The organism is Methylobacterium sp. 391_Methyba4 (assembly GCF_029691625.1).
GTDB classification, from domain to species: Bacteria; Pseudomonadota; Alphaproteobacteria; order Rhizobiales; family Beijerinckiaceae; genus Methylobacterium; species Methylobacterium fujisawaense.
Genome location: NZ_CP121475.1, coordinates 1,704,359 through 1,728,404 on the forward strand (window position 1 = coordinate 1,704,359; position 24,046 = coordinate 1,728,404).

Below are 24,046 nucleotides of genomic sequence, written 5' to 3' on the forward strand. Positions count from 1 at the left end.
CGTGATTCTATCCTGAAGTTGTAGGAGCGCAAAGAGGAACACCCCCTGCACCGGAATCGCGGCCGCGCTTGCGGCGGGAGGCGAACTGCCCTAGCCTAATTGTATGAGTAGTGAATCGCCAGGATCCGTGACGATCCGCGGCAGCGTCCTGATCGGCGCCGCCGACGTGACCACAGCCGCGCTCTTCCGGGCCGTGGATCCCGCCACCGGAGCGCCCCTGGAGCCGGCCTTCTCGGCCGCAGGCCCTCGGGAGGTGGAGGCCGCCTGCACGCTGGCGGAAGCGGCGTTCCCGCATTTCGCGGAGACGCCACCAGAAACACGCGCTCGCTGTCTCGAAGCTGTGGCCGAGGGCATCGCCGATCTCGGCGCGCCGCTCGTCGAGCGGGCGATGGCCGAGACCGGCCTGCCGCGGGCGCGGCTGGAGGGTGAGCGCGCCCGCACGGTCGGGCAGCTGCGGCTGTTCGCGGATCTCGTCCGCTCCGGCGCGTGGATCCGGGCGACGATCGATCCGGCGCAGCACAAGCGGCAGCCGCTGCCCCGGCCGGACCTGCGCCGGCGCCACGTCGCGATCGGCCCGGTGGCGGTGTTCGGCGCCTCGAACTTCCCGCTGGCCTTCTCGGTGGCGGGGGGCGACACCGCCGCCGCCCTGGCGGCGGGCTGCCCGGTGGTGGTGAAGGGCCATCCGGCCCATCCCGGGACCGGGGAGCTGGTCGCGCGGGCCGTGCGTGCGGCGGTGGCCACCGGCGGCCTGCCCGAGGGCACGTTCTCCTACCTGCCGGGACCGTCCACGGACCTCGGAAGCGCCCTGGTCGCCGACCCGCGGATCAAGGCCGTCGGCTTCACCGGGTCGCGCGCGGGCGGGCTCGCCCTGATGCGGGTGGCCGCCGGCCGGCCCGAGCCGATCCCGGTCTATGCCGAGATGAGCGCGGTCAACCCGGTCGTGCTCCTGCCCGGCGCCCTGCGGGCCCGGAGCGCGTCCCTGGCGGCGGGCTTCGTCCAGTCGCTGACGCTGGGGGCGGGGCAGTTCTGCACCAATCCCGGTCTGCTGATCGGGATCGCCGGCTCCGACCTCGACGCCTTCGCGGAGGCCGCCGCCGCGGCGATCCGGGAGAGTGTGCCGCACACCATGCTCACCCCGGACATCCGCGACCGGTTCGCGCACGCCGTCGCCGCGCTGGCGGCCCGACCGGGAGTGACGGTCGCGGCGCGCGGGGCGGCCGCCGGCCCGGGGGGCGCCCCCGCCTGCCTGCTGCGCACGGAGGCGCGCCACGTCCTCGCGGATCCGGCCCTCGCCGACGAGATGTTCGGTCCGGCCGCGCTGCTGGTCGCCGCCGCCGACATGGCGGAGGTCACCCGGCTCCTCGAGTCCCTCGGCGGGCAGCTCACCGCGACGTTGCACCTCGACCGCGCGGACGAGCATCTCGCCGCCGGGCTCGTGCCGCTGCTGGCCCGCAAGGCCGGACGGATCCTGGCGAACGGCTGGCCCACCGGCGTCGAGGTCGCCCCCGCGATGGTGCATGGCGGGCCGTTCCCGGCGACCTCGGACGGCCGGAGCAGCTCGGTGGGCACGCTGGCGATCGAACGGTTCCTGCGCCCGGTCTGCTACCAGGACCTGCCCGACGCGCTCCTGCCGCCGCCCCTGCGCCCGGACAATCCCTGGCATCTCGCGCGCCGGATCGACGGCGTTCTCGATCCGCAACCCGGCCGCTGACAGGCCGCCGCGCGACCCTCGACGGCCGCGCGTTCAGGACGACCCGAAGCGGTCGTCCCCGGGAGGACACAGATGGGACGATCACTCCTACAATTCCGCGCCGCCGACGGGCAGCGGGGGGTCGCGCTGCTCGCCGACGGTCGGGCGCGGCGGGTGCTCGGCGTCGACAGCGTGCGCGCCCTGGCGCGCAGGGCTCTCGAGGCGGGGGACGATCTGGCCGCGACGGCGGAGCGGGCGGGACTCGGCGCGCCCGTCGATCTCGACACGGTCCGGCTCCTGCCGCCCATCGACCACGCCGATCCCGCCCACCTGATGCTGAGCGGCACCGGCCTGACGCATCTCGGCTCCGCGGAGGGCCGCGACGCGATGCACCGCGCGGCCGCGGCCGACCCGGCGCCGACCGACTCGATGCGCATGTTCCGGATGGGCGTCGAGGGCGGCAAGCCGGCGCCGGGCGAGGCCGGCGTGCAGCCGGAATGGTTCTACAAGGGCGACGGCTCCGGCCTGGTCGCCTCCGGCGAGCCGCTTGTCTCGCCGGCCTTCGCCCGCGACGGCGGCGAGGAGCCGGAGATCGCCGGGATCTACCTGGTCGACGCCGACGGCACCCCGGTGCGCCTCGGCTTCGCCCTGGCGAACGAGTTCTCCGACCACGTGACCGAGCGCGGCAACTACCTGTGGCTCGCCCATTCCAAGCTGCGCCCGGCCGCCCTCGGCCCGGAGCTGTGGCTCGGGGCGCTTCCGCCGGACGTGCGCGGGACCAGCCGCATCCTGCGCGACGGCGCCGTGCTCTGGGAGAAGCCGTTCCTCTCCGGGGAGGCGAACATGTCCCACAGCATCGCCAACCTGGAGCGGCACCACTTCAAATACGCACCCTTCCGGCGCCCCGGCGACGTGCACGTCCACTTCTTCGGGACCGCCACCCTGTCGTTCAGCGACGGCGTCGCGACCCGGCCCGGCGACGTGTTCGAGATCGAGGCCGCGCCGTTCGCGCTGCCCCTGCGCAACCCCCTGGCGGCCGCCCCGCCCGCCGACCCGGCTGTGCGGGTGCTCTGAGATGGCGAGCCCGATCCGCATCGGTCTGGTGGGTGTCGGCAAGATCGCCCGCGACCAGCATCTGCCGGTCATCGCCGCCTCCCCGGATTACAGCCTCGTGGCGGTGGCGAGCCGGCATGGCGGGCTCGACGGCGTGCCGAGCTACGGCAGCCTGGAGGCGATGCTGGCGGCGCACGGCGACCTCGACGCCGTCGCCCTGTGCCAGCCGCCGCAGGCGCGGTTCGCGGCGGCCCTGGCGGGGATCGCGGCGGGCCGCCACGTCTTCCTCGAGAAGCCCCCGGGGGCGACGCTGGCCGAGGTCGGGCTCCTGGTCGAGGCCGCCCGGACCCGGGGCGTGAGCCTGTTCGCGAGCTGGCACTCGCGCTTCGCGCCGGGGGTGGAGCCCGCGCGCCGCTGGCTGTCGGGCCGCCGGATCCGGTCGGTGGAGATCGCTTGGCTGGAGGATGTCCGGCACTGGCACCCGGGCCAGGACTGGATCTGGGACGCGGGCGGGATGGGCGTGTTCGATCCGGGGATCAACGCCCTGTCCATCGCCACGCATATCCTGCCGCCGTTCCACCTGACCGGCGCGACCCTGTCGGTGCCGGAGAACCGGCAGGCGCCGATCGCCGCCGACCTGCATTTCGCCGATGCCGCCGGCACCCCGATCCGGGCCCGGTTCGACTGGCGCCAGACCGGGCCGCAGACCTGGGACATCCGGGTCGAGACCGACGACGGTACCCTGGTGCTTTCGCAGGGCGGGGCCGTCCTGACGATCGACGGCCGCGACCAGCCGCTCCCGCCCGAGGCGGAGTACCGCGGCCTCTACGACCGTTTCGCCGCCCTGGTCCGCTCCGGCGCCAGCGACGTCGACCTGAATCCGCTGATCCACGCCGCCGACGCCTTCATGCGCGGCGAGCGCCGCACGGTGGAGGCCTTCACGGACTGACCGGACACGGACTGACCGGACACGGACTGACCGGGAGGCCCCCTGCGGGACACGAACGCGACAGAGCCAGGCAAGGCCGCGCGGTTAAGGGGGAGTCACATGGGTAAGCAATGGAGAAAGCATAGGCGATGGGCCGCGCTCGCATTCTGCGCCGCGACGGTCACGGCGGGCGCGTGTCCGGCGGGCGCACAGGTTGAAGCCACGGCTCCGGACGGGGGACCGTCGCTGGTAAATCCGGGGCCGAAGGCGAATCCGGCGCAGAAGGCCCGGTACCGGGCGAACCGCGCCCGGCGGCGGGTCATCCGGGAGGCGCGGAGCTTCTCGGGCGCCAGCAGCGCCGCGGCCAGCCTCGACGTGCAGGGCAGCAGCGCGACGCCGCCCAGCCTGCCGCCGGGCACCCTCGATCTGGGCAACGGGATCAGCATGATCCTGAACTACACCGGCGAGTTCGCCGCCAACCCGTCCGGCGGCATCCGCCAGGGATCGGCCTATGCCGGCCAGATCGCCTTCGGCCTCGACGCCGATCTCGCGCGTCTCGCGGGGATCGACGGCGGCTCGGTCCACACCGTCGTCACCCAGCGCCACGGACGGAGCCTGGCGCAGGATTCCATCGGCTTCGACGGCAGCGTGCAGGAGATCTACGGCGGCGGCCAGACCGCCCATCTCACCCTGCTGTCCTATGAGCAGAAGCTGTTCGACAACCGCCTCGACCTCGAGGTCGGCCGCCTGCTGGCCAACCCGAACTTCCTGGCCTCGCCGCTCTACTGCAACTTCCAGAACAACGCGACCTGCGGCGCGCCGAAGTCCATCTTCAAGCTGACGAACTTCACCTACTGGCCGATCGCCACCTGGGGCGGCCATGCCAAGGCCTGGGTCAACGACAAGGTGTTCCTGCACGCCGGCATCTACGAGGTGAACCCCCGCGACCAGTTGCCGACGCAGAACGGGATCGACTGGTCGACCAACGGCGCTACCGGTGTCCTGGTGCCGGTGGAAGTCGGCTACTCGACCAATTTCGGCAATGACCCGCTGCCGCGCAACTACAGCGTCGGCGTCGTCTTCGACCGGTCGGACTACAAGGATCCCGTGCTCGACCAGCGGGGCGGCGCCCGGGTCTTCAGCGGCCTCGATCCGCTGACCCGGTTCGGCCGCTCGGCGGTCTACGCCCGCTTCGACCAGATGGTCTGGCGGCCGGACCCGAACGGCATCCAGGGCCTGTCGGTCTTCGGCGTCGCGCTCGGCGGGACCGGCGGCCGGCAGACCCAGGATTACTTCCTGGAGGGCGGCGCCGTGCTGACCGGCACCTTCCCCGGCCGGCCCTACGACACCCTCGGCTTCGTCTTCGCCATGGAGAAGCTCTCGCCGCTGGGCACGGCCAACATCCGGGCGGCGCGCACGGCGCTCGGGCTCGGCACCCGGAACGTCGAATCCCTGCAGACCATCCTGGAGCTGAGCTACGGCATCCAGCTCACCCCGGCGGTGCGGCTGATGCCGAACCTGCAATACGTGATCGACCCGGACCAGACCCGCTTCCCGTTCCGTCCGAAGCCGATCCCGGATGCCTTCGTGATCGGCGCGAAGCTGTCGGTGGACCTGTTCACCCTGGCCGGCCTGGCGAAGGGTCCGGGCAGCCCGTGAGCGCGCGAACCCCCGGCGCCCGCAGGATGCGGGCGCCGGTCCTCCATCGCGGCGCCGATCCCGGCTGCCGCACGGCGCGGCCGTCCGGCAGGACCGATATCCCGGTCGCGCCGACGGTATCGGCCGGCGCAGGAGCGCGGCGGACGGGGTTTCGCCCTGCGCGCTCCTTCGTGTACGAGACCGGGCTCCGCGTTCCGTCACGCGGTCGGTGGGCTGCCCGCCCGTCGGGCGACGGCAGAGACCTGGACATGGCAGTGACCGATCAAGACGCGGCGCCGGTCTGTACCGGAGTGGCCGGCCTCGACCACATCCTGGACGGCGGCTACGCGTCCCGGCGCTCGCACCTCATCGAGGGCCGGCCCGGATCCGGCAAGACGACGCTGGCGATGCAGTTCCTGCTCGACGGCGTGCGGCGGGGCGAGCGCTGCCTGTACATCACGCTGTCCGAGAGCCGGCGCGAGCTCCTGAACGTCGCGGGGCGCCACGGCTGGTCCCTCGACGGCATCGAGATCTTCGAACTCATCGCGCCGGAACTCAGCCTCGACCCGAACCAGCAGCAGAGCCTCGTCCATTCGTCCGATCTCGAACTCGGCGAGACCATCCGCATGGCGATCGCCGAGATCGAGCGGACCAAGCCGCAGCGCGTCGTGTTCGACAGCCTGTCCGAGATCCGGCTGCTCTCGCAGGGTTCGCTGCGCTACCGCAGGCAGGTCCACGCCCTGCGCAGCTTCCTGCTCATCCAGAACACCACGGCGCTGCTCCTCGACGATCTGACCGCCGAGGCGGACGACCTGAATCTGCACAGTCTCAGCCATGCCGTGATCCGGCTGGAACAGCTCGCGCCGCTCTACGGCGGGGAGCGGCGGCGCCTGCGCGTGATCAAGATGCGCGGCACGCCGTTCCGGGGCGGGTTCCACGACTACGTCATCCGGCGCGGCGGTCTCACGGTGTTCCCGCGGCTCGTCGCGGCCGAGCATCTCGGCACCTTCGCCGACGACCAGTGCGGCACGGGCAGCCCCGAGCTCGACCTGCTGCTCGGCGGCGGCATCGATCGCGGGACCAGCACGATGCTGATCGGCCCGTCCGGCGTCGGCAAGTCGACGGTGGCGCTCACCTGCGTCACCGCGGCGATCGCCCGCGGCGAGAAGGTGCTGATCCTCAGCTTCGACGAGACCACGAACGTGCTGCGCCGCCGGGCCCGCGGCCTCGGCATGCCGATCGACGCCGTGATCGCCTCCGGCGATCTCCGGGTCGAACAGATCGATCCGGCGGAGGTCTCGCCCGGCGAACTCGCCGACATCGTGCAGGAGGCGGTCGAGCACCAGGGCGTGACGACGGTCGTGATCGATTCCCTGACCGGCTATCACAACGCCATGCCGGAGGAGAACTACCTGCTCCTGCAGATGCATGAGTTGCTGACCTACCTGAACCAGCAGGGCGTCGTCACGCTCCTGGTCCTGGCCCAGCACGGCATGATCGGGGCGATGGGCGCCAATGTCGACCTGACCTATCTCAGCGACACGATCCTGCTGTTCCGCACCTTCGAGGCCGATGGCCGGCTGCGGCGCGCGATCTCGGTGGTGAAGAAGCGGACCGGCAGCCATGAGAACGCGATCCGCGAATTGCGGATCGACTCCGACGGGATCCGCGTTGGCGAACCACTCAGCGCGTTCAGGGGTATCATGACCGGCGTTCCGACATTCGAAGGTGAACGGTCGTCCCTCTTGCCCACCCACGGGGCTGATGACCGACGCTGAACCGCCGGTTCTCCTCTTCACGCCGGGGGGCCGCGACGCCGTCGTCGCCGCGACCATCCTCGGCGAGGGACAGATCGCGTCGCAGATCTGCGGCAGCCTCGCGGAGGTGGTCGCCCGGCTCCACACGGCCGCCTGCGCAGTCCTGACCGAGGAGGCGCTGCTCTCATCGAACCGGCAGGCGCTGGCGGATTGGATCGCCGCCCAGCCGCCCTGGTCCGACTTCCCGTTCATCCTCCTGCGACTGCGCGGCGCCGAGCCCAACACGCAGTTGACCGACCTCTTGGGCAACGTGAGCGTGCTGGAGCGCCCGTTCCATCCGGCGACCCTGATCATGGCGGCCCGGGCCGCCCATCGCGCCAAGCGCCGGCAGCTCGAGGCGCGGGCCCATCTCGAGGAGCGCGAGCGGACGACGGAGCGGCAGGCGCTCCTGATCCGCGAGCTGCATCACCGGGTGAAGAACACGCTGGCGACGGTGCAGGCGCTGCTCGGGGCTTCGGCCCGGTCCGCCACCACCGTGGACGCGTTCTACGAGGCGTTCTCGGCGCGGGTGATCTCGCTGGCCAAGACCCACAATCTCCTGACCGAGGATTACTGGCAGCAGGCCCCCCTGCGCGAGATGCTGATGAACGAGCTGGGGCCCTACAACGACGTCGAGGGCTCCCGCATCCAGCTGGACGGGCCGCCGATCGAGCTGATGGGCGACCTCGCGGTCCCGACCGGCATGGCCATCCACGAGCTGACGACCAACGCGGCCAAGCACGGCGCCTTGTCGGTTCCGGAGGGCTGCATCCGGATCCGCTGGGGTGTCGAGCAGACGTCGGCGGCACGCATGCTCCATCTCGACTGGACCGAACGGGGCGGTCCGTTCACGGAGACACCGACGCGGAAGGGCTTCGGCTCGACGCTGCTGCAACGCGTCCTGAAGCTCCAGTGCCAGGCGGAGATCGCCTTCGATTTCCAGCCGGCCGGCCTGCATTTCACCATGCGTGCGCCGCTGCCCGAGACGCGCGTCGTCCCGACCTACTGAGCGCACCGGTTCTCGAAACCCGGCGGCCCGGATCCGACCGCGGGATGTGCGCTTTCACACAGAAGTGTGGTGCATCCTCCGGCTCAGGTCGAACCGATCGCAGGTGCGAGATTTGGGATGTCGCAGCACAGCGACACGTTTCTCGATGACCAAGTTTGCCCCTCTCGTCGCCGCCATCCTCGCCTGGGCCGCCTTCGGCACCTGGGCCGAAGCCCGGCGATCCGCGCTCCAGAAGGATATTCCGGCCCTGCGTCCGGGCATCGAAGCCGATCTGGCCGCCCGGAACTGCCCGAATGTCCGTATCGACACGGAGCGCTTCCGCCAGTTCTCGCGAGAGAACCACCTCAACCACGCCGATTTCTTCACGAAGAAGCGCTCGGTCGCCCTGCAGCAGGACCTCGACGCGGAGGCGACGCAGTTCCGGGAGCGTCCGGAGCAGGCCTGCGCGCAGATGTGGGACAAGTACGGCGACGACGGTACCGTGCTGCATCTCCTCGCCCGCAAATAGACGGGCCGCCGGCCGGGCGCGTGCTGGACCCCCCCCCGCCGCCCTCCGGCCGCCAGGGTTCGCGGCCGACGGGTGAGCGTCTGCCGGTTGCCGGCCCGCCGGGCTCCCGGCCGACGAGGCCCTTCCATAGCCCCGCGGAATGCGAGAGCGCCCTTCTCCCGCCGGGCCCTCCGGGAGACGAAAGCTTCGTTTCCCGCGCGACCAAGCCGCCGCGGCACAAGATTTCGGCGCGCGTCCGCCCGGCATCCTGAGATAAAATCTCATCCGGGGCGAGATGTTTCGAGCAGAACGTTTTGCGTTCGCGAGACAATTGGGAACCGCGTTTCATTGACGGCGGAACGTGGGGCGATCAATTCTATCGACCTATTCGGATGTCCGGCCGCACCATCCTCGCTCTTCGAGATCGCGGCGGCTCGCCATCCTGTCCCGCAGCAAGGCACCCGGAATGACACGACCGAGACTCGTCGGCCTGAGCGCGAACGTGCAGCGGCCCTCCAAGACCCGGACGCTGGTGGATGCGGTGCTGCGCGAGGCCGGCGCCCGGGCGCCCCTCGATGTGCGCCTCCTCGACTTCGTCGATGCCGGAACCGGCCTCGGCGCCGCCTGGACCCGCGACCAGCTCCCGGCGTCTTCGCGCAGCGTGCTCGCGGCGATCGAGGAGGCGGACGGTCTCGTGGTCGGCTCGCCGGTCTACAAGGGCGCCTATACCGGCCTGTTCAAGCACCTGTTCGACCTCGTCGATCCGGGGGCGCTGGCCGGCAAGCCCGTGGCGATCGTGGCCACCGGCGGCGGCGCGCGCCACGCGCTCGTGGTCGAGCACGCCTTCCGGCCGCTCTTCGGCTTCTTCGGCGCCCTCCAGATCCCGACGGCCGTCTACGCCTCCGATCCCGATTTCAGCGACGGCGTGCTCACCGAGGCCGGCGTGCGCGCCCGCGCCGCCGAGGCCGGCGGGCAGCTCGCGGCCCTGCTGGTCCACCGGTCGGCCTCCGCTGCGCCCCTCGCCCTGGCCGCCGCCGAGTGAGCCGGGCGATGCTCGACCGCCGCAACCTGCTGGCCGCCCTGGCGGCCCTGCCCCTCGCGCCGGCCCTGGTCCGGGGCGCCCGCGCGGCCGAGCCCGGCGTGGTGCGGATCGGCTACCAGAAGAACGGCATCCTGGTCGTCGCCAAGCAGCAGGGAATCATCGAGAAGCGCCTGGAGCCCCTCGGCCAGAGCGTGCGCTGGGTCGAGTTCTCCTTCGGGCCGCCGCTGCTGGAGGCCCTGTCGCTCGACGGGATCGACTTCGGACAGACCGGCGACGCGCCGCCGATCTTCGCGCAGGCCGCACGCGCCAACCTCGTCTACGCGGCCGCCCAGGAGGCCGGCGGGTCGGGGGCGGGGATCCTGCTCCCGAAGGCCTCGGCGATCCAGAGCCTCGCCGAGCTCAAGGGCAAGCGGGTCGCCTTCGCCAAGGCGTCGAGCGCCCACAACCTGACCATCGCGGCCCTGGAGAAGGCCGGCCTCAGCTACGCCGACATCACGCCGGTGACCCTCGCGCCCGCGGACGCCGCGGCGGCCTTCGCCCGGGGCAGCATCGACGCCTGGACGATCTGGGACCCGTATTTCGCCATCGCCGAGCAGGGGGAGGGGGTGCGGGTGCTGGCCCGCGCCAGCGACATCACCCCGCAGAACAACTACTTCCTGGCGAGTCGCCCCTTCGCGGAAACCCGCGCCCCGGTGCTCCAGGCGGTGATCGACGCGCTCGGGGACGTGGCGGCCTGGTGCACGCAGAACCGCGGCGCCGTCGCCGACCTCCTGTCGCAGGGCACCGGCGTGCCGCTCGCCGCCACGCGCCGGGCGGTGGACCGGACCGACTACGTGATCGGCCCGATGAACGACCGGGTCGCCGCCGAGCAGCAGCGGATCGCCGACCGCTTCCACGCCCTGAAGTTGATCCCCAAGCCGATCCGGATCGCCGACGCGGTCTGGACCGCCCCCGCCCGCAACGGCTGACACCGACTGCCGAGAGCCATGACCGACCGCACGCCCCGCGCCCTGGCCCTGCCGCCGTCCGACCGCCCGGCGCCGAACCGCCGCCTGCTCCTGTCCGCCGGGCTCGGCCTCGCGGCGGCCGCGATGCTGCGCCCCGCCCGGGCCGCGGGCAGTATCCGGATCGGCTACCAAAAATACGGCTCCCTGGTGCTGCTGAAGGGCCGCGGCAGCCTGGAGACGGCGCTCCAGCCGCTGGGCGTCACGGTGGCGTGGTCGGAATTCCCGTCCGGGCCGCCGCTCCTGGAGGCGCTGAATGCCGGGGCGATCGATTTCGGCTCCGCCGGGGAGGCACCGCCGATCTTTGCCCAGGCCGCGAGCCCGGAGCTGCGCTACGTCGCCACCGAGCCGCCGGCGCCGCGGGGGGAGGCGATCCTCGTGCCCAAGGACAGCCCGGTGCGCAGCGTCGCCGACCTGCGCGGGAAGACCATCGCCCTCAACAAGGGCTCGAACGTCCACTTCCTGCTGGTGCGCGCCCTGGCGCAGGCGGGCGTGCCCTATGACGGGGTGAAGCTCGCCTTCCTGGCGCCGGCGGACGCCAACGCCGCCTTCGTGCGCGGCTCCGTCGACGCCTGGGCGATCTGGGATCCGTATCTCGCCGCCGCCGAGCGCGCCACGGGCGCCCGGGTCCTGGCCGACGGGCAGGGGCTCGCCCCCAACCGCCAGTTCTACCTGTCCCGGCGGGGCTTCACCGATTCCAGCCCGGAGATCGTGTCGGCCGTGCTCAAGGCGATCGGTGAGGTCGATGCCTGGGCGGAGGGCCACGCGGACGCCGTGGCGGCGGAACTCGCCCCCGCGGTGGGCATCCCCGCGCCGGTTCTCGGCGTCGCCCTGGGACGGCTGTCCTACGGCGTCGCGCCCCTCGACGCCGCGGCGGTCGCCGACCAGCAGAAAGTCGCCGACGCGTTCCACGGGCTGGGCCTCCTGCCGCGACCGATCCGGGTCGCCGACGCGGTCTGGACGCAGCCCGAGCGCCGGGCCGAGAATCGGGCGGAGACTCGCTGATGCGCAACGCCAAGCTCGATCGCCTCGGCGACACGGCCCTGCCCTGGCTCCTGCCGGCGGCGCTCCTTCTCGGCTGGCAGGCCGCGGTCTCGGCGGGCCTCGTCTCCAACCGCTTCATGCCGGCGCCCCTCGACGTGGTCCGGGCCGGCTGGGAGGCCGGGCGGACCGGGGAGCTCTGGACCAATCTCGGCGTCAGCACCCTGCGGGCGCTCGCGGGCTTCGTGATCGGCGGCGGCATCGGCTTCGCGCTCGGCCTCGCCAACGGCCTGTCGCGCCTGTCGGAGCGGCTCACCGACACCTCGGTGCAGATGGTGCGCAACGTGCCCCACCTGTCGCTGATCCCGCTGGTGATCCTGTGGTTCGGCATCGGCGAGGAGGCCAAGCTGTTCCTCGTGGCGCTCGGCGTGTTCTTCCCGATCTACGCCAACACCCTGCACGGCATCCGCTCGGTGGATCCGGGCCTCGTGGAGATGGGCCGGGTCTACGGCATGTCCCGCAGCGAGCTGTTCGCCCGGGTGGTGCTGCCCGGCGCCCTGCCGTCGATCTTCGTCGGCCTGCGCTACGGCCTGGGCATCATGTGGCTGACGCTGATCGTCGCCGAGACGATCTCGGCCTCGTCGGGGCTCGGCTACATGGCCATGCAGGCGCGCGAGTTCATGCTGGTCGACGTCGTGGTGCTGGCGATCCTGATCTACGCGGCCCTCGGCAAGCTCGCCGACGCCCTGACCCGCCAGCTCGAGCGCACCTGCCTCGCCTGGAATCCCGCCTACAGGAGCGCCTGATGCTGCTCGACGCCGTCCGCCGCGAGGCGATCCCCGAAGCCGGATCGGCACCCCGTCAGGCCGGGGGATCCGCATCGTCACGCCCGCCCGCGGAGCCCGCGGGCCGCGGCATCGCCGTCACCGTCCGCGACCTGCACAAGAGCTTCGACGGCACCGCCGTCATCGAGGGCCTGAACCTGTTCCTGCCGGCCGGCGGGTTCACCGCGGTGGTGGGCCGCTCCGGCTGCGGCAAGAGCACCCTGCTGCGCCTGATCCTCGGGCTGGAGACGCCCACCGGCGGCCGGATCGATCTGGAAGGGCCGGCGACGTCGCCCCGCCGGTCGGAGCCGCCGAAGCGGATCATGTTCCAGGAGCCGCGCCTCCTGCCCTGGGCGCGGGTCGTCGACAACGTCGCGGTCGGCCTGTCGGGCCTCGGCTCCCGGGCCGAGCGCCGGGAGCGGGCGCTCGCGGCGCTCGCCGAGGTCGGGCTCGGCGACAAGGCGGGACAATGGCCCGCGACCCTGTCGGGGGGCCAGCGGCAGCGGGTGGCGCTGGCCCGGGCGCTGGTGAGCCGGCCGGGCCTGCTCGCCCTCGACGAACCCCTTGGCGCCCTTGACGCCCTGACCCGCATCGGCATGCAGGACCTGATCGAGCGGATCTGGCAGGCGCAGGGCTTCACGGCGCTGCTCGTGACCCACGACGTCGCCGAGGCGGTGGCGCTGGCCGACCGCATCCTCGTGGTGGAAGCCGGGCGGATCGCCCTCGACCTGCGGGTCGACGTGCCGCGCCCGCGCCGACGCGGGGATCCGGATCTCGCACGCCTCGAAGGCCGTATTCTCGATCATCTTCTGGGCGCGCCGCAGGCCGCCTGACCCGCAACGGAGCTTCCCGATGACCGCATCGCACGACGGGCGCGCCGACGTCCTCTGGTTCCTGCCGACCCACGGCGACGGGCGCTATCTCGGTGCCCAGGAGGGCGCCCGGGACGTGTCGCTCGGCTACCTCCAGCAGATCGCGCAGGGCGCCGACGCCCTCGGCTATTACGGCGTGCTGCTGCCCACCGGGCGCTCCTGCGAGGATTCCTGGATCGTCGCCTCGGCCCTGGCGCCCCTGACCCGGCAGCTGCGCTTCCTCGTGGCGGTGCGGCCGGGCCTGATGGAGCCCTCGGCCGCCGCCCGCATGACCGCGACCCTCGACCGGATCTCCGGCGGGCGCCTGCTGATCAACGTCGTCACCGGCGGCGACCCGGTGGAGCTCGCCGGCGACGGCGTGTTCCTGTCCCACGACGAACGCTACGCCGTCACCGACGAGTTCCTGACGATCTGGCGCGGCCTGCTGGCGGGGGAGACCGTGACCTTCCAGGGCGCGCATCTGCGCGCCGAGAACGGCCGGCTGATCTACCCGCCGGTGCAGAAGCCCTATCCGCCGCTCTATTTCGGCGGCTCCTCGCCCGCCGGGATGGCGGTGGCGGCCGAGCATTGCGACGTCTACCTCACCTGGGGCGAGCCGCCGGCGCAGGTCGCGGAGAAGATCGCCGCCGCCCGGCAGGCCGCCGAGGCGAAGGGCAAGACCTTCTCGTACGGCATCCGCCTGCACGTTATCGCCCGGGAGACGGAGGGCGAGGCCTGGGACGCAGCCGAGCAACTGATCTCGAAGCTCGACGACGCCACCATCGCCAAGGCGCAGGAGACCCTGAAGCGGCAGGATTCCGTCGGCCAGAGCCGCATGATGGCCCTCCACGGCGGCAAGCGCGACAAGCTGGTGGTGTCGCCCAACCTCTGGGCCGGCGTCGGCCTCGTGCGCGGCGGTGCCGGGACGGCTTTGGTCGGCTCGGCCGATCAGGTCGCCGACCGGATGAAGGAGTACATCGATCTCGGGATCGACCGCTTCATCCTCTCGGGCTACCCGCACCTGGAGGAGGCCTACCGCTTCGCCGAGCTGGTCTTCCCGAAGCTGCCGCTGCGCGCCACCACGGGTCGCCCGGCCACCAATGCCCGCAACGACGGCCCGTTCGGGGAGATCGTCGCCAACGACATCGTGCCCAGCCGCCGCGTCGGCGCGCACTGACCGGAGGATCGGGCCGCCCTCCGGGACCGGGCATGGCTGATCTGCATTCGCGCTGCCCGGGTGTCATGGTGACGCCATCCTTGGCGTCCATCCGCCCCGCCCATCGCCGCGCGCCGTACGCGCGCGGCCGGGACGAGTGAAGGATGTCCATGACTTCGACCAAGACGGCCCTGCTGGCCATCGGTCTCTGCCTCGGCCCCGCCGCGGCCTTCGCGGAGCAATCCCCGGCCCGGGAAGCGCTCAAGCAGTACTGCACCGGCGACTACATGGATTTCTGCAGCGCCTACGCGCCGGGCGGCCCGGAAGTCGAAGCCTGCTTCAAGGCCAATCTCAAGAAGCTCTCGCCCAACTGCTCGGCGGCGATCACCGCCTACAAGAAGGAGCAGCGGGCGACCAAGCGCTTCAGCGAGGCGCGCTGAACCGTCACCGCACGGCGACGCCCAGAGGCGCGCCGCTGCAGTCGAGATGCGCCGGGTTGGTCGAGACCACCCCGGCATTGCACCCCGCCTGCGTCCCGACATAGAGGGGCGTCCCCCCGGATCCGGGCCGCGCGAGGTAGCCGATCGGCCGCGTGCCGGCGTCGAGATGGCGGGGATTGCTGGTGACGAGGCCTGCATCGAGCCCGGCCGCCGTGCCGACATAGACGGGCGGGTCGCCGGGGTTACCCGGTTGCGCCAGCGTGGCGCCGATCGGTGCCGTGGCGCAGCCCTTGTACCCCGGGTCGATCGTCACCTCGCCGGCGTTGCAGCCGCCCTGCGTGCCGACATAGAGCGCCGTACCGGGCGCCCGGGCGGCCGGGGGCGGCGCGACGGCCGCCTGCGGCGCGATAGCAGCCCGCGGCGCTTGGGCGGCCCGCGGCGCTTGGGCAGCCTGCGGCGCTTGGGCAGCCTGCGGCGCTTGAGCGGCCGGCCCGCCGCCGAGCGCCGTCCGCAGGGCCGCGATCCCCGCCTTGACGTCCTCCAGCGTGCCGACCACCACGTAGCAGGTGTAGCTGTGCGCCCCGGCCGGGACGTTGTTCTCGCGGAAGACGCAGTTCCACTTCACCGTCGCGTTGCCGGGGCCCGGCAGGGTCGCGAAGTTGAACCGGCCGTAGCCCGCGTTCGGCACGCTCGGCTGGGGGAGGGCGGGGCTGTACACGCCCATGGCCCGGGATCCGTCGGCATTGGCCAGGATCACCGGCACGCCCTGCTCGGCCGGCCCCGCGGAGAGCGGCGCGGAGCGGCCCGTCGCCGGATCGTAGCTCCAGAACTGCGCGAAGTCGGGGGGCATGTAGGCGGTGGCCGCCTCGAAGGTCGCGGAGGCATGCGGCTCGGCGGTGACGTAGGTGGCGCGGTACGCGATGGCGTTGGCCACGCCCTCGGCGCCGAGGGTGACGCGCTTGGCCAGGACGTCGTTGGAGCGCGGCCCGGCATGGGGGCCGGGGCCCTTCGGGCAATTGCCGGTCGTCGCACCGGGCCCGATCCAGTAGGCCATCTGGGACCGGGTCTCGAGCGTGTCGGCGCCGACCTGCAGGGCCGTGAGCAGGCTCGTGCTGCGCGGGCCGGTGCCGTCGGCATCGCTGCCGGCCTCCGTGGGGTTCAGGCACTCCCCGTAGCCGTCGAAGGCGGCGGCCGATTGCAGCTCCCGGCCGTGGTCGCGGGCGTTGATGAACTGCGTGCCGCCCCAGGTCAGGCTGTCGATGGCGCCCGCGGTCCGGGACGAGACGCCGACGGCGAGGGGCGATCCCTTGAACGGCCGGCTGATCGTCGCCCGGCCGCCGGGCTCGGGCCATGCGATCGACGGCGCATCCGCGGCGCGGGCGGACCCGGCGAAGCCGGCGAGCAGCAGCGCCGCGCAGGCGGGACGGATGGGTCGGATCGGTGCGGTCATCGGCGACTCCTGGGCGTCGTCGGCTTAGCAGGTGCGGGCGCGCCGTCCAGGATCGCATCCCGGATACCCGACCGGGACCCGCGCGCCGCAACCGGGCCTCGTCGGTCCGCCGCCCGCGCCGATGCTGCCTTCGGGCAGCCTCACGCCTGCACGATAATTTAAGCCCGTGGCCGCCATCAGGTTAGGACACGCGCGGCCGAACTCTGAGTCCTGCGGCTCTGTGATGATCGGCCCGCGCGACTATCGGGAACCTGTCTCGGCAGTCCCGGAGACTGCACGATGTGGAGGCCGTGCCGATGACGACACCCGACCTGACGTCCGCCGGAACCGCCTCCCGGGCCGGCGGCCGCGAGGGGCTGCTGCGCGGTGCACGCATCGGCGCCGCCGCGGCGGTGACCGTGATGGTGCTGCTGCTCGATCTCATCAGCTACTCCCAGCTCATCTTCGCGGGGCCGCTGGCGGAGAGCCGCGCCGCCGGCCTGTCGGGCCTGCTCGCGGCCTACGTGCTGGGCAGCCTCGTCTTCATCGCGCTCCGCCGGACCGCGCGGATCTCGCTCTCCTTCATCGGCGCGGCCGCGATCGTGCAGGCGGCGATCGCCGCGGGCGTCGCCGGGCAGCTGGAAGCGGCGGGCGTGACCGATCCGGAGACGGTGGGCCAGCTCGTCCTCGTCGCCTGCGGCGTCTCGACCTTCGCCACCGGATTGGTCTTCGCGCTGCTCGGCACCCTGCGGGCCTCCCTGCTGGTGCAGCTCCTGCCCTATCCGGTGCTCGCCGGCTTCCTCGGCGGCGTCGGGCTGCTGTTCCTGCGCAGCGGCGTGCAGATCGGCGGCCATGTCGACGATCCGCTGGCGGCCCTGCTCCGCACCGTCGACCCGGCGGCCCTCGATCCGGGCCGGATCGATGCCGGAGCGCTGGCGCGCATCGCCCTGACCCTCGGCATCGGCTTCTGCGCCTTCTACCTGCCCCGGATCGTCCGGCACTGGGGGACCTATCCCACGGTCATCCTGTCGAGTCTCGCCGTGGTCCATCTCGGACTGGCCTGGACCGGCACCAGCGTCGCCGCCGGGCAGGCCGCGGGATGGCTGATCGAGCCGCTGCCGGCGGGGTCGCTGCTGCGGCCGCCCGCCATCGGCAGCCTCATGGCCTTCGACCCGCACCTGCTCCTGCCGATCTGGCCCAAGATCGCCACCCTGGTCGTCGTGGCAGTGATCATCCAGATCCTCTACGTGGTGAGCGTCGAGCTGGAGATCCGGCGCGACCTCGACATCGACCGGATGTTCGTCGCCTCCGGCGCCACCAACATGGTCGGAAGCCTGTTCGGCAGCTCCGCGATGGGCTTCGGCCGGACCTCGACGCTCCTGCTGCACAACATCGGCGGCGGCCACTGGCTCGGCTGGTGGCTGACGCTGGCCGTCATGGCGGCGCTGCTCATCGTCGGCGCGAGCCCCCTGGCGCTTCTGCCCCGCCCGCTGGCCGGCGGCGCCCTGATCGCCATCGGCATCGGGCTGCTGTTCAACCTGAACATCGCCTGCCGGACCCTTCCGGGCTGGGAGATCGCCATCGCGCTGGTCGTGTGCGCCGCCACGGCGTTCTTCGGAGCCACCACGGGCTTCCTGGTCGGCGTCCTGCTGGCGATCCTGATCTTCGGGGTCCAGTACGGGCAGATCGGCGCGATCCGCCGGTCGCTCTCTGGGGCGGAGCGGCGCAGCAGCGTCATCCGCGGTCCCGACGCCGCGGCGCGACTGCAGGAAGCCGGCGGCCGCACCCGGATCTACACCCTGCAGGGCTACCTGTTCTTCCTCAACGCACAGGCGATCTACCGGCGCGCCGGCGCGGAGGCCGGGGATCTGCGCGTCCTGATCCTGGATTTCCGCGAGACGGTCGGGCTCGACAGTTCGGCGCTCATCGCGTTCCGCAAGGTCGGCCAGCTCGCCGAGCAGCGGGGCTTCGACGTGCTGCTGGTCCATCTCGATCCGGCCGCACGCCTGCAGATCGCCCGCAACGGCCTCACCGCGGACCCGCATATCCGGATCCGCGACACCCTGGACGAGGCCCTGCGCGAAGCCGAGGCCACCCTGCTGGCGGAGGCCGGGGGGGCCGGCCCGGGGGAGGTCGCCGTCTTCGCCCGGCACATGGCCGATCGGCTGGGCAGCACGTTCGGGCCGGACGACTTCGCACCGTATCTGACGGTCCGCGACCTGACGGCCGGGGCGACGCTGATGCGCCAGGGGGAGGCGGCCGACGCCCTCTACTTCCTGGAGCAGGGCGTCGTCTCCATCGAGATGGAGGTTCCCGGCCGCGGAAACCTGCGCCTGCGCACCACCACCGCGGGCACGGTGATCGGCGAGATCGCGCTGGTCCAGGGCGGCCGGCGCACCGCCACCGCCATCGCCGAGAGCCCCTGCCGGGTGGTCGGCATCGACCGCGCCGGACTCGCCCGCATGGAGCGGGAGCGCCCCGATCTGGCGCTCACCTTCCAGCGCTTCCTGATGCTGGAACTCGCCGGCAAGGTCTCCGACACGAACCGGCTGCTCGAGGCGGAGATGCTGTGACGCGCCCGGCGGCGCCCGCCCTCCGCACCGCGGATCAGGCCGCCGCCAGCATCACGGCGAACCCGAGATGGGTGACCTGATGCAGGAACTGGTCGATGCCGACCAGCCACCAGAACCGGGCATCCGTGGTGGGCAGGCGCGTCCGCTGGGCGACCAGCGCCTTGCCGCGGTCGATCGCCGTGTGGATCGCGAAGTCCGCCAGCGCCAGCCACCACAGGGCCGGCTTCACCGCGAGGGCGATCAGCAGCGTGCCGAGGCCGTGCAGGCCGGTATGGGCGCAGAGCGGGACGAGCCACGCGGACGGCCGTTGCTTGCCTTCAGCCATCCAGTTGGTCTGGAACAGGAAATCCGCCGCGAGGTGCTTCACGGCGAACGCGAGGACCAGCAGCGCGAAGGCACCCACCGGGACGAGCGTATCGACGGACGGCATCGCGGCCCCGGCTCTCCTGACGCGATCCTGCGGGGAAGGGTTCGGATGCGCATCCCGCGCTCCGAATCGACAGGCCGCCAGCATACACGCGCCGACCGGCCCTGGCGCGGACGGAAATCCGATCCCACGGCCGCTCCGGCACCGGACGCCAGACACCAGACGCCGGACCGCAGGATTCAAGACCCAGAAAGTCGTCACGACCTTCTTCGCACCCGGAAATCAGATCTTTTCGATAATCGCTGCGAATAAATCCCGAACAGCGAATATTTTAATCATTCTAATTCACGAAGATAGACATTGTTGTCCAAATCGACCGCATGATAGCTGTCCCGGCTGCGTGAGCTACGCAGGCGGGACAATGTGAGCGGGATCGTGGCGGCCCGGAATTACGACGCTGGCCTCTCCGGCCAGAGGATCACGGCGGCTCCCGTGCCCGGCTCCGGCCGGCAGCCGCCCGGCGGATCCTGGAACCTCGCGGCGTTCGAGCGCCATCGCGCCGCCTATCTGGCGAGCGCGCGCCGCATCCTCGGCTGCCCGGCCCAGGCCGAGGACGTGGTGCAGGACGTGCTGCTCCGGCTCATCGCGGATCCGCCTGAGGCCGGGGATGCGGTCCAGGCCGCCTATGTCGGGCGGATGGTGCGCAACCTCGCCCTCGACCGGGCTCGGCGGCAGGGCTTCGAGCGGCGCCTGTTCACCGGCCTCGATGCCGCCCCGGATCCGGCCGACCCGGGGATCGGAACCCCCGAGGCGGCCGCGGCGTCGCGCGAATCCCTGCGGCAGGTGGAGGCCGCGGTGGCCGAGCTGCCGGAGCCGGTGCGGACCGCCTTCCAGCTCCACCGGGTCGAGGGCGTTCCGCAGATCGAGATCGCGGCCCGGCTCGGGGTCTCACGTGCCCTGGTGTGCGGCCTCGTGCGCCGCGGCCACCTGCATTGCCTCGCGGCCCTCGACCGGCGCTGCGCCGCCTGTCCGGCGCGCACCGACGCACCACGCGAGCATCAGCGCCAAGCCGATCCCGTCGGCCAGGAACTCGGCCGCGACCCGGCTGGCGAGCACCCCCGTATAGCCGAGGAGCGGCGGCAGGATCAGGAGCGGCGGGATCAGCGCCAACCCCTGCGCCGCCAGCGACACGGCGGCGGCCCGGCGCGGCGCGCCGATCGCCTGGAACAGGGTCGCGGCCGTGAGCTGTAGGCCCACCGGCATGAAGGCCACGGCGAAGATCGCGGTGGCGCGCGCACCCTCCCGGGCGGTCCCCGGATCCTGCGCGAACAGGCCCGCGAGGGGCTCGGCCAGCACGATCATCAGGCCGCCCACGATGGCTCCATAGGCGAGGGCGGCGGTGAGCACGAAGGCGAGGGCGCGGTGCAGGCGATCCCGGCGGCCGCCACCGGCGGCGTGGCCGAGGACGGCCTGGGCGCCCGCCATCGTCCCCAGGAGCGGCAGCGCCGCCACCAGGGTCAGCCGCAGGGCGATGCCCTGCGCGGCGACGGCGGCGTCGCCATAGGGGGCGGCCGCCTCCACGAACAGCGCCATCGCGACGGCCGCGAGAAGGCTGGAGCCGGTGGCCGGCACGGCGAGGGTCAGGGCCTCGGCGAGAGCCGCCCGCCCGACCCGGCTGCCGGGCCACCGGACGCTGATGCGGTCCGGCCCCCGCGCCCGGGCGAAATGCAGGCCGTAAGCGGCCGCCCCCGCGAGTTGCGCGCCGATCGCCGCCCAGCCGGCTCCCGCCGTGCCGAGACCGCAGACCCGGATCAGCACCCCGTCGAGCAGGATGTTGAGGCCGAAGCTGCCGACCATGACGGCGCCGCTGAGGCGCGCATGGCCCTGGGCGCGCACGATGAAGCCGCCGACGATCATCACCAGCATCAGCGCCGTGCCGACCGTGGCGAGCGCCGTGTAGGGCGCGGCCTCCGCGGCGAGGGCGGCATCGGCGCCGAGGAGGCGCAGCCAGAACGGCGTGTCGGCGACGATCGCGGCCGTGACGGCGAGCCCGGCCGGCAGGCTCAGCCAGAAGCCCAGGCCGGCAGAGGCCGCGGCGCGGTCGTCGTCCCCCGCCCCGAGGGCGCGGGAGACCTGCGAGGCCGCCGCGATCCCCGCCCCGTAGCCGAGCGCCGCGACCAGCAGCGTGACCGGATACGCGATGGCGATGGTGGCGATCGCGGCCGCGCCGAGATCGGCCACGAACCACGCATTGACCAGCATCTGCAGCGCGTGGGCCGAGATGCCGAGGATCGCCGGCCCCGACAACCGCAGGACGAGGGCGACGACCCGGTCCTGGTCGAGATCGACCGGCCGCCTCACGGGGCCGCCGCAGCCGACCGGATGGCCGCCCGGGCGGCGCGTTCCTCTTCGAGGATCGTCTGCGCGATGGCGCCGGCCCGCACGGGCAGGATCGACAGCAACGTCTCGGTCAGACCATGCGTCGGCTCGCTGAAGCCCTGGAGGTGCAGGCTCACCCGGGGCTCGGCGCGCTCCAGCGGCAGGCGGTAGTGCCGGTCCGCGGTCTCGCCGGCCATGAACGGGCGCACGGGATCGAGGATCGCCGGCACCGCGGCGCGCTGGTAGCCGGTGGCGCAGATCACCGCCGCGTAGCTCTGCCGCTCCTCGGTGCCGGCGACGTCGTCGCGCAGGGTCGCGCGCAAGCCCTCCGATGCCGCCTCCAGGGCCACCACCCGGGTGCTCCGCCGCAGCCGGTAGCGGGTCACGCCGCTCACCGTCTGCTCGTAGAGCGTGGCGTAGAAGTCCTGGATCAGGTCGGCGTCGACCACCGCGTAGTTGGTGGCGCGGTGGGCGGCGATCAGCTCGGCCCGGACCGGCGCGGGGGCGCCGTGGATCCGGTCGACGGCCGCAGGGTCGAAGATCTCGTTGACGAAGGGACTGTCGTCGGCGGGCTTCAGGGCGGGCCCGCGGATCGCGAGGTCGACGAGCGCCCGCGGGTAGCGTGCGCCGAGATCGGTGACGATCTCCACGGCGCTCTGGCCGCCGCCCACCACTAGGATGCGGGGCTCCGGCCCGTCCAGGCGCGGCGCCCCGAGGGCCTGCGCGATCCCCGGCAGGTACCAGGAGGAGTGGATCAGCCGCCGGTCCTGCGCGTGGGCCGCGAAGGGGGCCGGGATCGCCGGGTCGCCGCCCGCGGCCACGACGAGGTGACGGCAGCGGCGCAGGCGGCGCGTCCCGGCGCCGTCCCGGGCCTCGACCACGAAGGCGGCGAGCCGGCCGTCGCGGATCTCCGGCCGCACGGCCTCCACGGTCTCGCCATACGCGACCACGTCCGAGAAATGGTCCGCCGCCCAGGCCAGGTAGTCGTTGTACTCGACCCGAGACGGGTTGAACGTCTTGAGGTTGAGGAAGGTGCTGAGCCGCCCCTTCACGTGCAGGTAGTTGAGGAAGCTGAACGGGCTCGTCGGATCGCGCAGGGACACGAGGTCCTTCACGAAGCTGATCTGCATGTCGGCGCCGGGCAGCATCATCGCCCGGTGCCAGCCGAACCGATCCTGCCGCTCGATGAACCGCAGGGACGTCCGCGGCGGCCCGTCGCCCATCGCGTCCCGCAGGGCGATGGCCAGGGACAGGTTGGCCGGGCCGAAGCCGATGCCGATGATGTCGTCGGTCGCGGGGTGATCCGTCATCGCTCGCATCTCTGTTCGCTCGGGGGGCGGTCTAGGCCGGCACGGCGGGGGGCCGCGGCGCGGCGTCGGCGGCGGCCGCGCCCGGCACCCAGAGCCGGTCGCGGACGAAATGCTCGCGCGACAGGGCGACCAGGGCCGCCCGCTTGTGGGGGAAGTCGACGGTGGCGATCGTCGCGAAGCCGGAGGCGTGAAGATTCCGGATCTGCTGGGCGTGATCGGCCCGGGGCTCGCCGACGATCCGCTGCGTGCGCGGCTCGTCGAGGAGCAGGTAATGCATCAGCGACGGCAGCCACGCCGAGAGAACGGGCCGCCCGCGGACGGCTTCGTCGCCGATCGCCACGTGCCAGCCGCGGTCGTAGGGCCCGGCTTCGTAGAGCGGCCCGAGGCGGCTCTCCCGCGCCCAGTACAGCTCGAAATAGCCGAACGGCTTCCCGTCGAGGCAGCCGAACAGCGGCAGGGTCGCGGGGTCGGACTGGAGCTTGGCGATGTAGGCGGCATGCGCCGCGAGGGTGCCGGTCTCCTGCCAGATCGCGGCGACCCGGGGATCGTTCATCCAGGCGGAGAACAGGGCGACGTCGCCGGGCTCCGTCATCGTGCGGAAGCTCACGGTGCGGCCGAGCCAGGGGATCGCCCGCGCGTAGACCGTGCCGGCGGGCGTCCCGGGCCGCAGCGGGTGGCGGCGCCCGTCCGTGGCGGTGAACAGCTCGGGGAACGGCGGCCGGACCGCGGGAAGCCAGCGAGCGGCGCATTGCCAGAGAAGCCCCGGCAGGATCTCGACCCCGTCGCCGCTGCGCCGGGCCGCGCCGAGGTCGAGCAGCCGCCCGGTCGTCGCCGGATCGGCCGTCACGGCGATGCGCAAGACCCGCGTGTCCTCGGCGGTCAGCGCCTCGGCGCGCGCCAGGATCGCATCCACGGCGGCCGCCGGCTCGACCGATCCGGCGAGGCGGATCACCGGCACCTCCCGGGTCCCCTCCAGGGTCAGCGGCACCCGCGCGTCGGCGTGCGCCGTGTCGTCGTGCATCCCGTCCCTGGACATGCTGGGCCTCGAAGCGTCCGTCATCCGTCCTCCGCGTGTCGCCGGCACCTCCC

20 protein-coding genes and 1 pseudogene are annotated in these 24,046 nt (G+C 72.6%); 16 read left to right on the forward strand and 5 right to left on the reverse strand.

The features are described 5' to 3' along the window. Window positions 1-127: 127 nt before the first annotated feature. From P9K36_RS08075 to P9K36_RS08140, 14 genes are all read left to right on the forward strand, one after another. Entirely contained in the window at window positions 128-1,711 is a 1,584-nt protein-coding gene (locus tag P9K36_RS08075) for an aldehyde dehydrogenase (NADP(+)) (protein WP_278306871.1), read from the forward strand. A 72-nt stretch (window positions 1,712-1,783) separates the two neighbouring features. Further along, window positions 1,784-2,764, forward strand: coding sequence for an AraD1 family protein (gene araD1, locus P9K36_RS08080; protein WP_278306872.1), 981 nt, complete (start codon window positions 1,784-1,786; stop codon window positions 2,762-2,764). A 1-nt stretch (window position 2,765) separates the two neighbouring features. After that, window positions 2,766-3,692: a Gfo/Idh/MocA family oxidoreductase gene (locus tag P9K36_RS08085; RefSeq protein WP_075379945.1), complete on the forward strand. Its 927-nt coding sequence runs from the start codon at window positions 2,766-2,768 to the stop codon at window positions 3,690-3,692. Window positions 3,693-3,791: 99 nt separating this feature from the next. Continuing rightward, on the forward strand, window positions 3,792-5,330 hold the full coding sequence (locus P9K36_RS08090; protein WP_278306873.1) for a carbohydrate porin: 1,539 nt from the start codon (window positions 3,792-3,794) through the stop codon (window positions 5,328-5,330). 248 nt (window positions 5,331-5,578) lie between these two features. Further along, window positions 5,579-7,087 (forward strand): ATPase domain-containing protein, encoded by a 1,509-nt coding sequence (locus tag P9K36_RS08095; protein ID WP_179698514.1) that lies wholly within the window; start codon window positions 5,579-5,581, stop codon window positions 7,085-7,087. Continuing rightward, window positions 7,074-8,114 (forward strand): sensor histidine kinase, encoded by a 1,041-nt coding sequence (locus P9K36_RS08100; RefSeq protein ID WP_278306874.1) that lies wholly within the window; start codon window positions 7,074-7,076, stop codon window positions 8,112-8,114. Before P9K36_RS08095 ends, P9K36_RS08100 begins: the two co-directional genes overlap by 14 nt. Window positions 8,115-8,259: 145 nt before the next feature. Beyond that, window positions 8,260-8,622, forward strand: a complete 363-nt coding sequence (locus P9K36_RS08105) for a hypothetical protein (RefSeq protein ID WP_043382391.1) — start codon at window positions 8,260-8,262, stop codon at window positions 8,620-8,622. Between the two features lie 445 nt (window positions 8,623-9,067). After that, entirely contained in the window at window positions 9,068-9,643 is a 576-nt protein-coding gene (gene msuE, locus P9K36_RS08110) for an FMN reductase (protein ID WP_043355222.1), read from the forward strand. Between the two features lie 8 nt (window positions 9,644-9,651). Beyond that, a complete protein-coding gene (locus P9K36_RS08115; protein ID WP_179698516.1) occupies window positions 9,652-10,611 on the forward strand; it encodes an aliphatic sulfonate ABC transporter substrate-binding protein in 960 nt (319 codons plus the stop codon). 18 nt (window positions 10,612-10,629) lie between these two features. Next, entirely contained in the window at window positions 10,630-11,652 is a 1,023-nt protein-coding gene (locus P9K36_RS08120; protein ID WP_043382385.1) for a sulfonate ABC transporter substrate-binding protein, read from the forward strand. Continuing rightward, on the forward strand, window positions 11,652-12,434 hold the full coding sequence (gene ssuC / locus P9K36_RS08125; RefSeq protein WP_043357563.1) for an aliphatic sulfonate ABC transporter permease SsuC: 783 nt from the start codon (window positions 11,652-11,654) through the stop codon (window positions 12,432-12,434). Before P9K36_RS08120 ends, ssuC begins: the two co-directional genes overlap by 1 nt. After that, complete coding sequence (locus P9K36_RS08130) at window positions 12,434-13,285, forward strand: ATP-binding cassette domain-containing protein (RefSeq protein ID WP_278306875.1); 852 nt, start codon at window positions 12,434-12,436, stop codon at window positions 13,283-13,285. Before ssuC ends, P9K36_RS08130 begins: the two co-directional genes overlap by 1 nt. Before the next feature lie 19 nt (window positions 13,286-13,304). After that, window positions 13,305-14,480, forward strand: a complete 1,176-nt coding sequence (gene ssuD / locus P9K36_RS08135; protein WP_043382379.1) for an FMNH2-dependent alkanesulfonate monooxygenase — start codon at window positions 13,305-13,307, stop codon at window positions 14,478-14,480. Between the two features lie 149 nt (window positions 14,481-14,629). Beyond that, window positions 14,630-14,899, forward strand: coding sequence for a hypothetical protein (locus P9K36_RS08140; RefSeq protein WP_043357569.1), 270 nt, complete (start codon window positions 14,630-14,632; stop codon window positions 14,897-14,899). A 4-nt stretch (window positions 14,900-14,903) separates the two neighbouring features. Here P9K36_RS08140 and P9K36_RS08145 read toward each other — a convergent pair whose 3' ends face one another. After that, window positions 14,904-16,349 carry a hypothetical protein gene (locus P9K36_RS08145; RefSeq protein WP_278306876.1) on the reverse strand — a complete coding sequence of 482 codons (1,446 nt, stop codon included), beginning with the start codon at window positions 16,347-16,349 and terminating at the stop codon, window positions 14,904-14,906. A gap of 296 nt (window positions 16,350-16,645) precedes the next feature. Here P9K36_RS08145 and P9K36_RS08150 point away from each other — a divergent pair, with 296 nt between their 5' ends. Continuing rightward, window positions 16,646-18,901, forward strand: a complete 2,256-nt coding sequence (locus P9K36_RS08150; RefSeq protein ID WP_182592963.1) for a cyclic nucleotide-binding domain-containing protein — start codon at window positions 16,646-16,648, stop codon at window positions 18,899-18,901. Between the two features lie 34 nt (window positions 18,902-18,935). Here P9K36_RS08150 and P9K36_RS08155 read toward each other — a convergent pair whose 3' ends face one another. Further along, window positions 18,936-19,331: a DUF3307 domain-containing protein gene (locus P9K36_RS08155; RefSeq protein WP_043756514.1), complete on the reverse strand. Its 396-nt coding sequence runs from the start codon at window positions 19,329-19,331 to the stop codon at window positions 18,936-18,938. A gap of 429 nt (window positions 19,332-19,760) precedes the next feature. Between P9K36_RS08155 and P9K36_RS08160 the strand changes: the two are divergent. After that, window positions 19,761-20,192 (forward strand): annotated as a pseudogene (locus tag P9K36_RS08160) (sigma factor); the annotation flags it as partial. Window positions 20,193-20,216: 24 nt separating this feature from the next. Here the strand turns inward: P9K36_RS08160 and P9K36_RS08165 are convergent. From P9K36_RS08165 to P9K36_RS08175, 3 genes are read right to left on the reverse strand one after another with little or no spacing between them, the layout of a single operon-like run. Continuing rightward, entirely contained in the window at window positions 20,217-21,629 is a 1,413-nt protein-coding gene (locus P9K36_RS08165) for an MATE family efflux transporter (RefSeq protein ID WP_043382375.1), read from the reverse strand. Then, window positions 21,626-22,957 (reverse strand): lysine N(6)-hydroxylase/L-ornithine N(5)-oxygenase family protein, encoded by a 1,332-nt coding sequence (locus P9K36_RS08170; RefSeq protein WP_043354124.1) that lies wholly within the window; start codon window positions 22,955-22,957, stop codon window positions 21,626-21,628. Before P9K36_RS08170 ends, P9K36_RS08165 begins: the two co-directional genes overlap by 4 nt. A gap of 31 nt (window positions 22,958-22,988) precedes the next feature. Continuing rightward, window positions 22,989-23,993, reverse strand: a complete 1,005-nt coding sequence (locus tag P9K36_RS08175; protein WP_244538854.1) for a GNAT family N-acetyltransferase — start codon at window positions 23,991-23,993, stop codon at window positions 22,989-22,991. Between the last annotated feature and the right edge of the window lie 53 nt (window positions 23,994-24,046).

Bases quoted from the DNA above. Each gene is read 5' to 3' on its own strand.
- P9K36_RS08120 (WP_043382385.1), top strand. From the start codon at position 10,630: ATGACCGACCGCACGCCCCGCGCCCTGGCCCTGCCGCCGTCCGACCGC.
- P9K36_RS08140 (WP_043357569.1), top strand. From the start codon at position 14,630: ATGACTTCGACCAAGACGGCCCTGCTGGCCATCGGTCTCTGCCTCGGC.
- P9K36_RS08145 (WP_278306876.1), bottom strand. From the start codon at position 16,349: ATGACCGCACCGATCCGACCCATCCGTCCCGCCTGCGCGGCGCTGCTG.
- P9K36_RS08100 (WP_278306874.1), top strand. From the start codon at position 7,074: ATGACCGACGCTGAACCGCCGGTTCTCCTCTTCACGCCGGGGGGCCGC.
- P9K36_RS08170 (WP_043354124.1), bottom strand. From the start codon at position 22,957: ATGACGGATCACCCCGCGACCGACGACATCATCGGCATCGGCTTCGGC.
- P9K36_RS08090 (WP_278306873.1), top strand. From the start codon at position 3,792: ATGGGTAAGCAATGGAGAAAGCATAGGCGATGGGCCGCGCTCGCATTC.
- P9K36_RS08115 (WP_179698516.1), top strand. From the start codon at position 9,652: ATGCTCGACCGCCGCAACCTGCTGGCCGCCCTGGCGGCCCTGCCCCTC.
- ssuD (WP_043382379.1), top strand. From the start codon at position 13,305: ATGACCGCATCGCACGACGGGCGCGCCGACGTCCTCTGGTTCCTGCCG.
- P9K36_RS08175 (WP_244538854.1), bottom strand. From the start codon at position 23,993: ATGTCCAGGGACGGGATGCACGACGACACGGCGCACGCCGACGCGCGG.
- P9K36_RS08155 (WP_043756514.1), bottom strand. From the start codon at position 19,331: ATGCCGTCCGTCGATACGCTCGTCCCGGTGGGTGCCTTCGCGCTGCTG.
- P9K36_RS08150 (WP_182592963.1), top strand. From the start codon at position 16,646: ATGACGACACCCGACCTGACGTCCGCCGGAACCGCCTCCCGGGCCGGC.
- araD1 (WP_278306872.1), top strand. From the start codon at position 1,784: ATGGGACGATCACTCCTACAATTCCGCGCCGCCGACGGGCAGCGGGGG.
- P9K36_RS08085 (WP_075379945.1), top strand. From the start codon at position 2,766: ATGGCGAGCCCGATCCGCATCGGTCTGGTGGGTGTCGGCAAGATCGCC.
- P9K36_RS08130 (WP_278306875.1), top strand. From the start codon at position 12,434: ATGCTGCTCGACGCCGTCCGCCGCGAGGCGATCCCCGAAGCCGGATCG.
- P9K36_RS08105 (WP_043382391.1), top strand. From the start codon at position 8,260: ATGACCAAGTTTGCCCCTCTCGTCGCCGCCATCCTCGCCTGGGCCGCC.
- msuE (WP_043355222.1), top strand. From the start codon at position 9,068: ATGACACGACCGAGACTCGTCGGCCTGAGCGCGAACGTGCAGCGGCCC.
- ssuC (WP_043357563.1), top strand. From the start codon at position 11,652: ATGCGCAACGCCAAGCTCGATCGCCTCGGCGACACGGCCCTGCCCTGG.
- P9K36_RS08095 (WP_179698514.1), top strand. From the start codon at position 5,579: ATGGCAGTGACCGATCAAGACGCGGCGCCGGTCTGTACCGGAGTGGCC.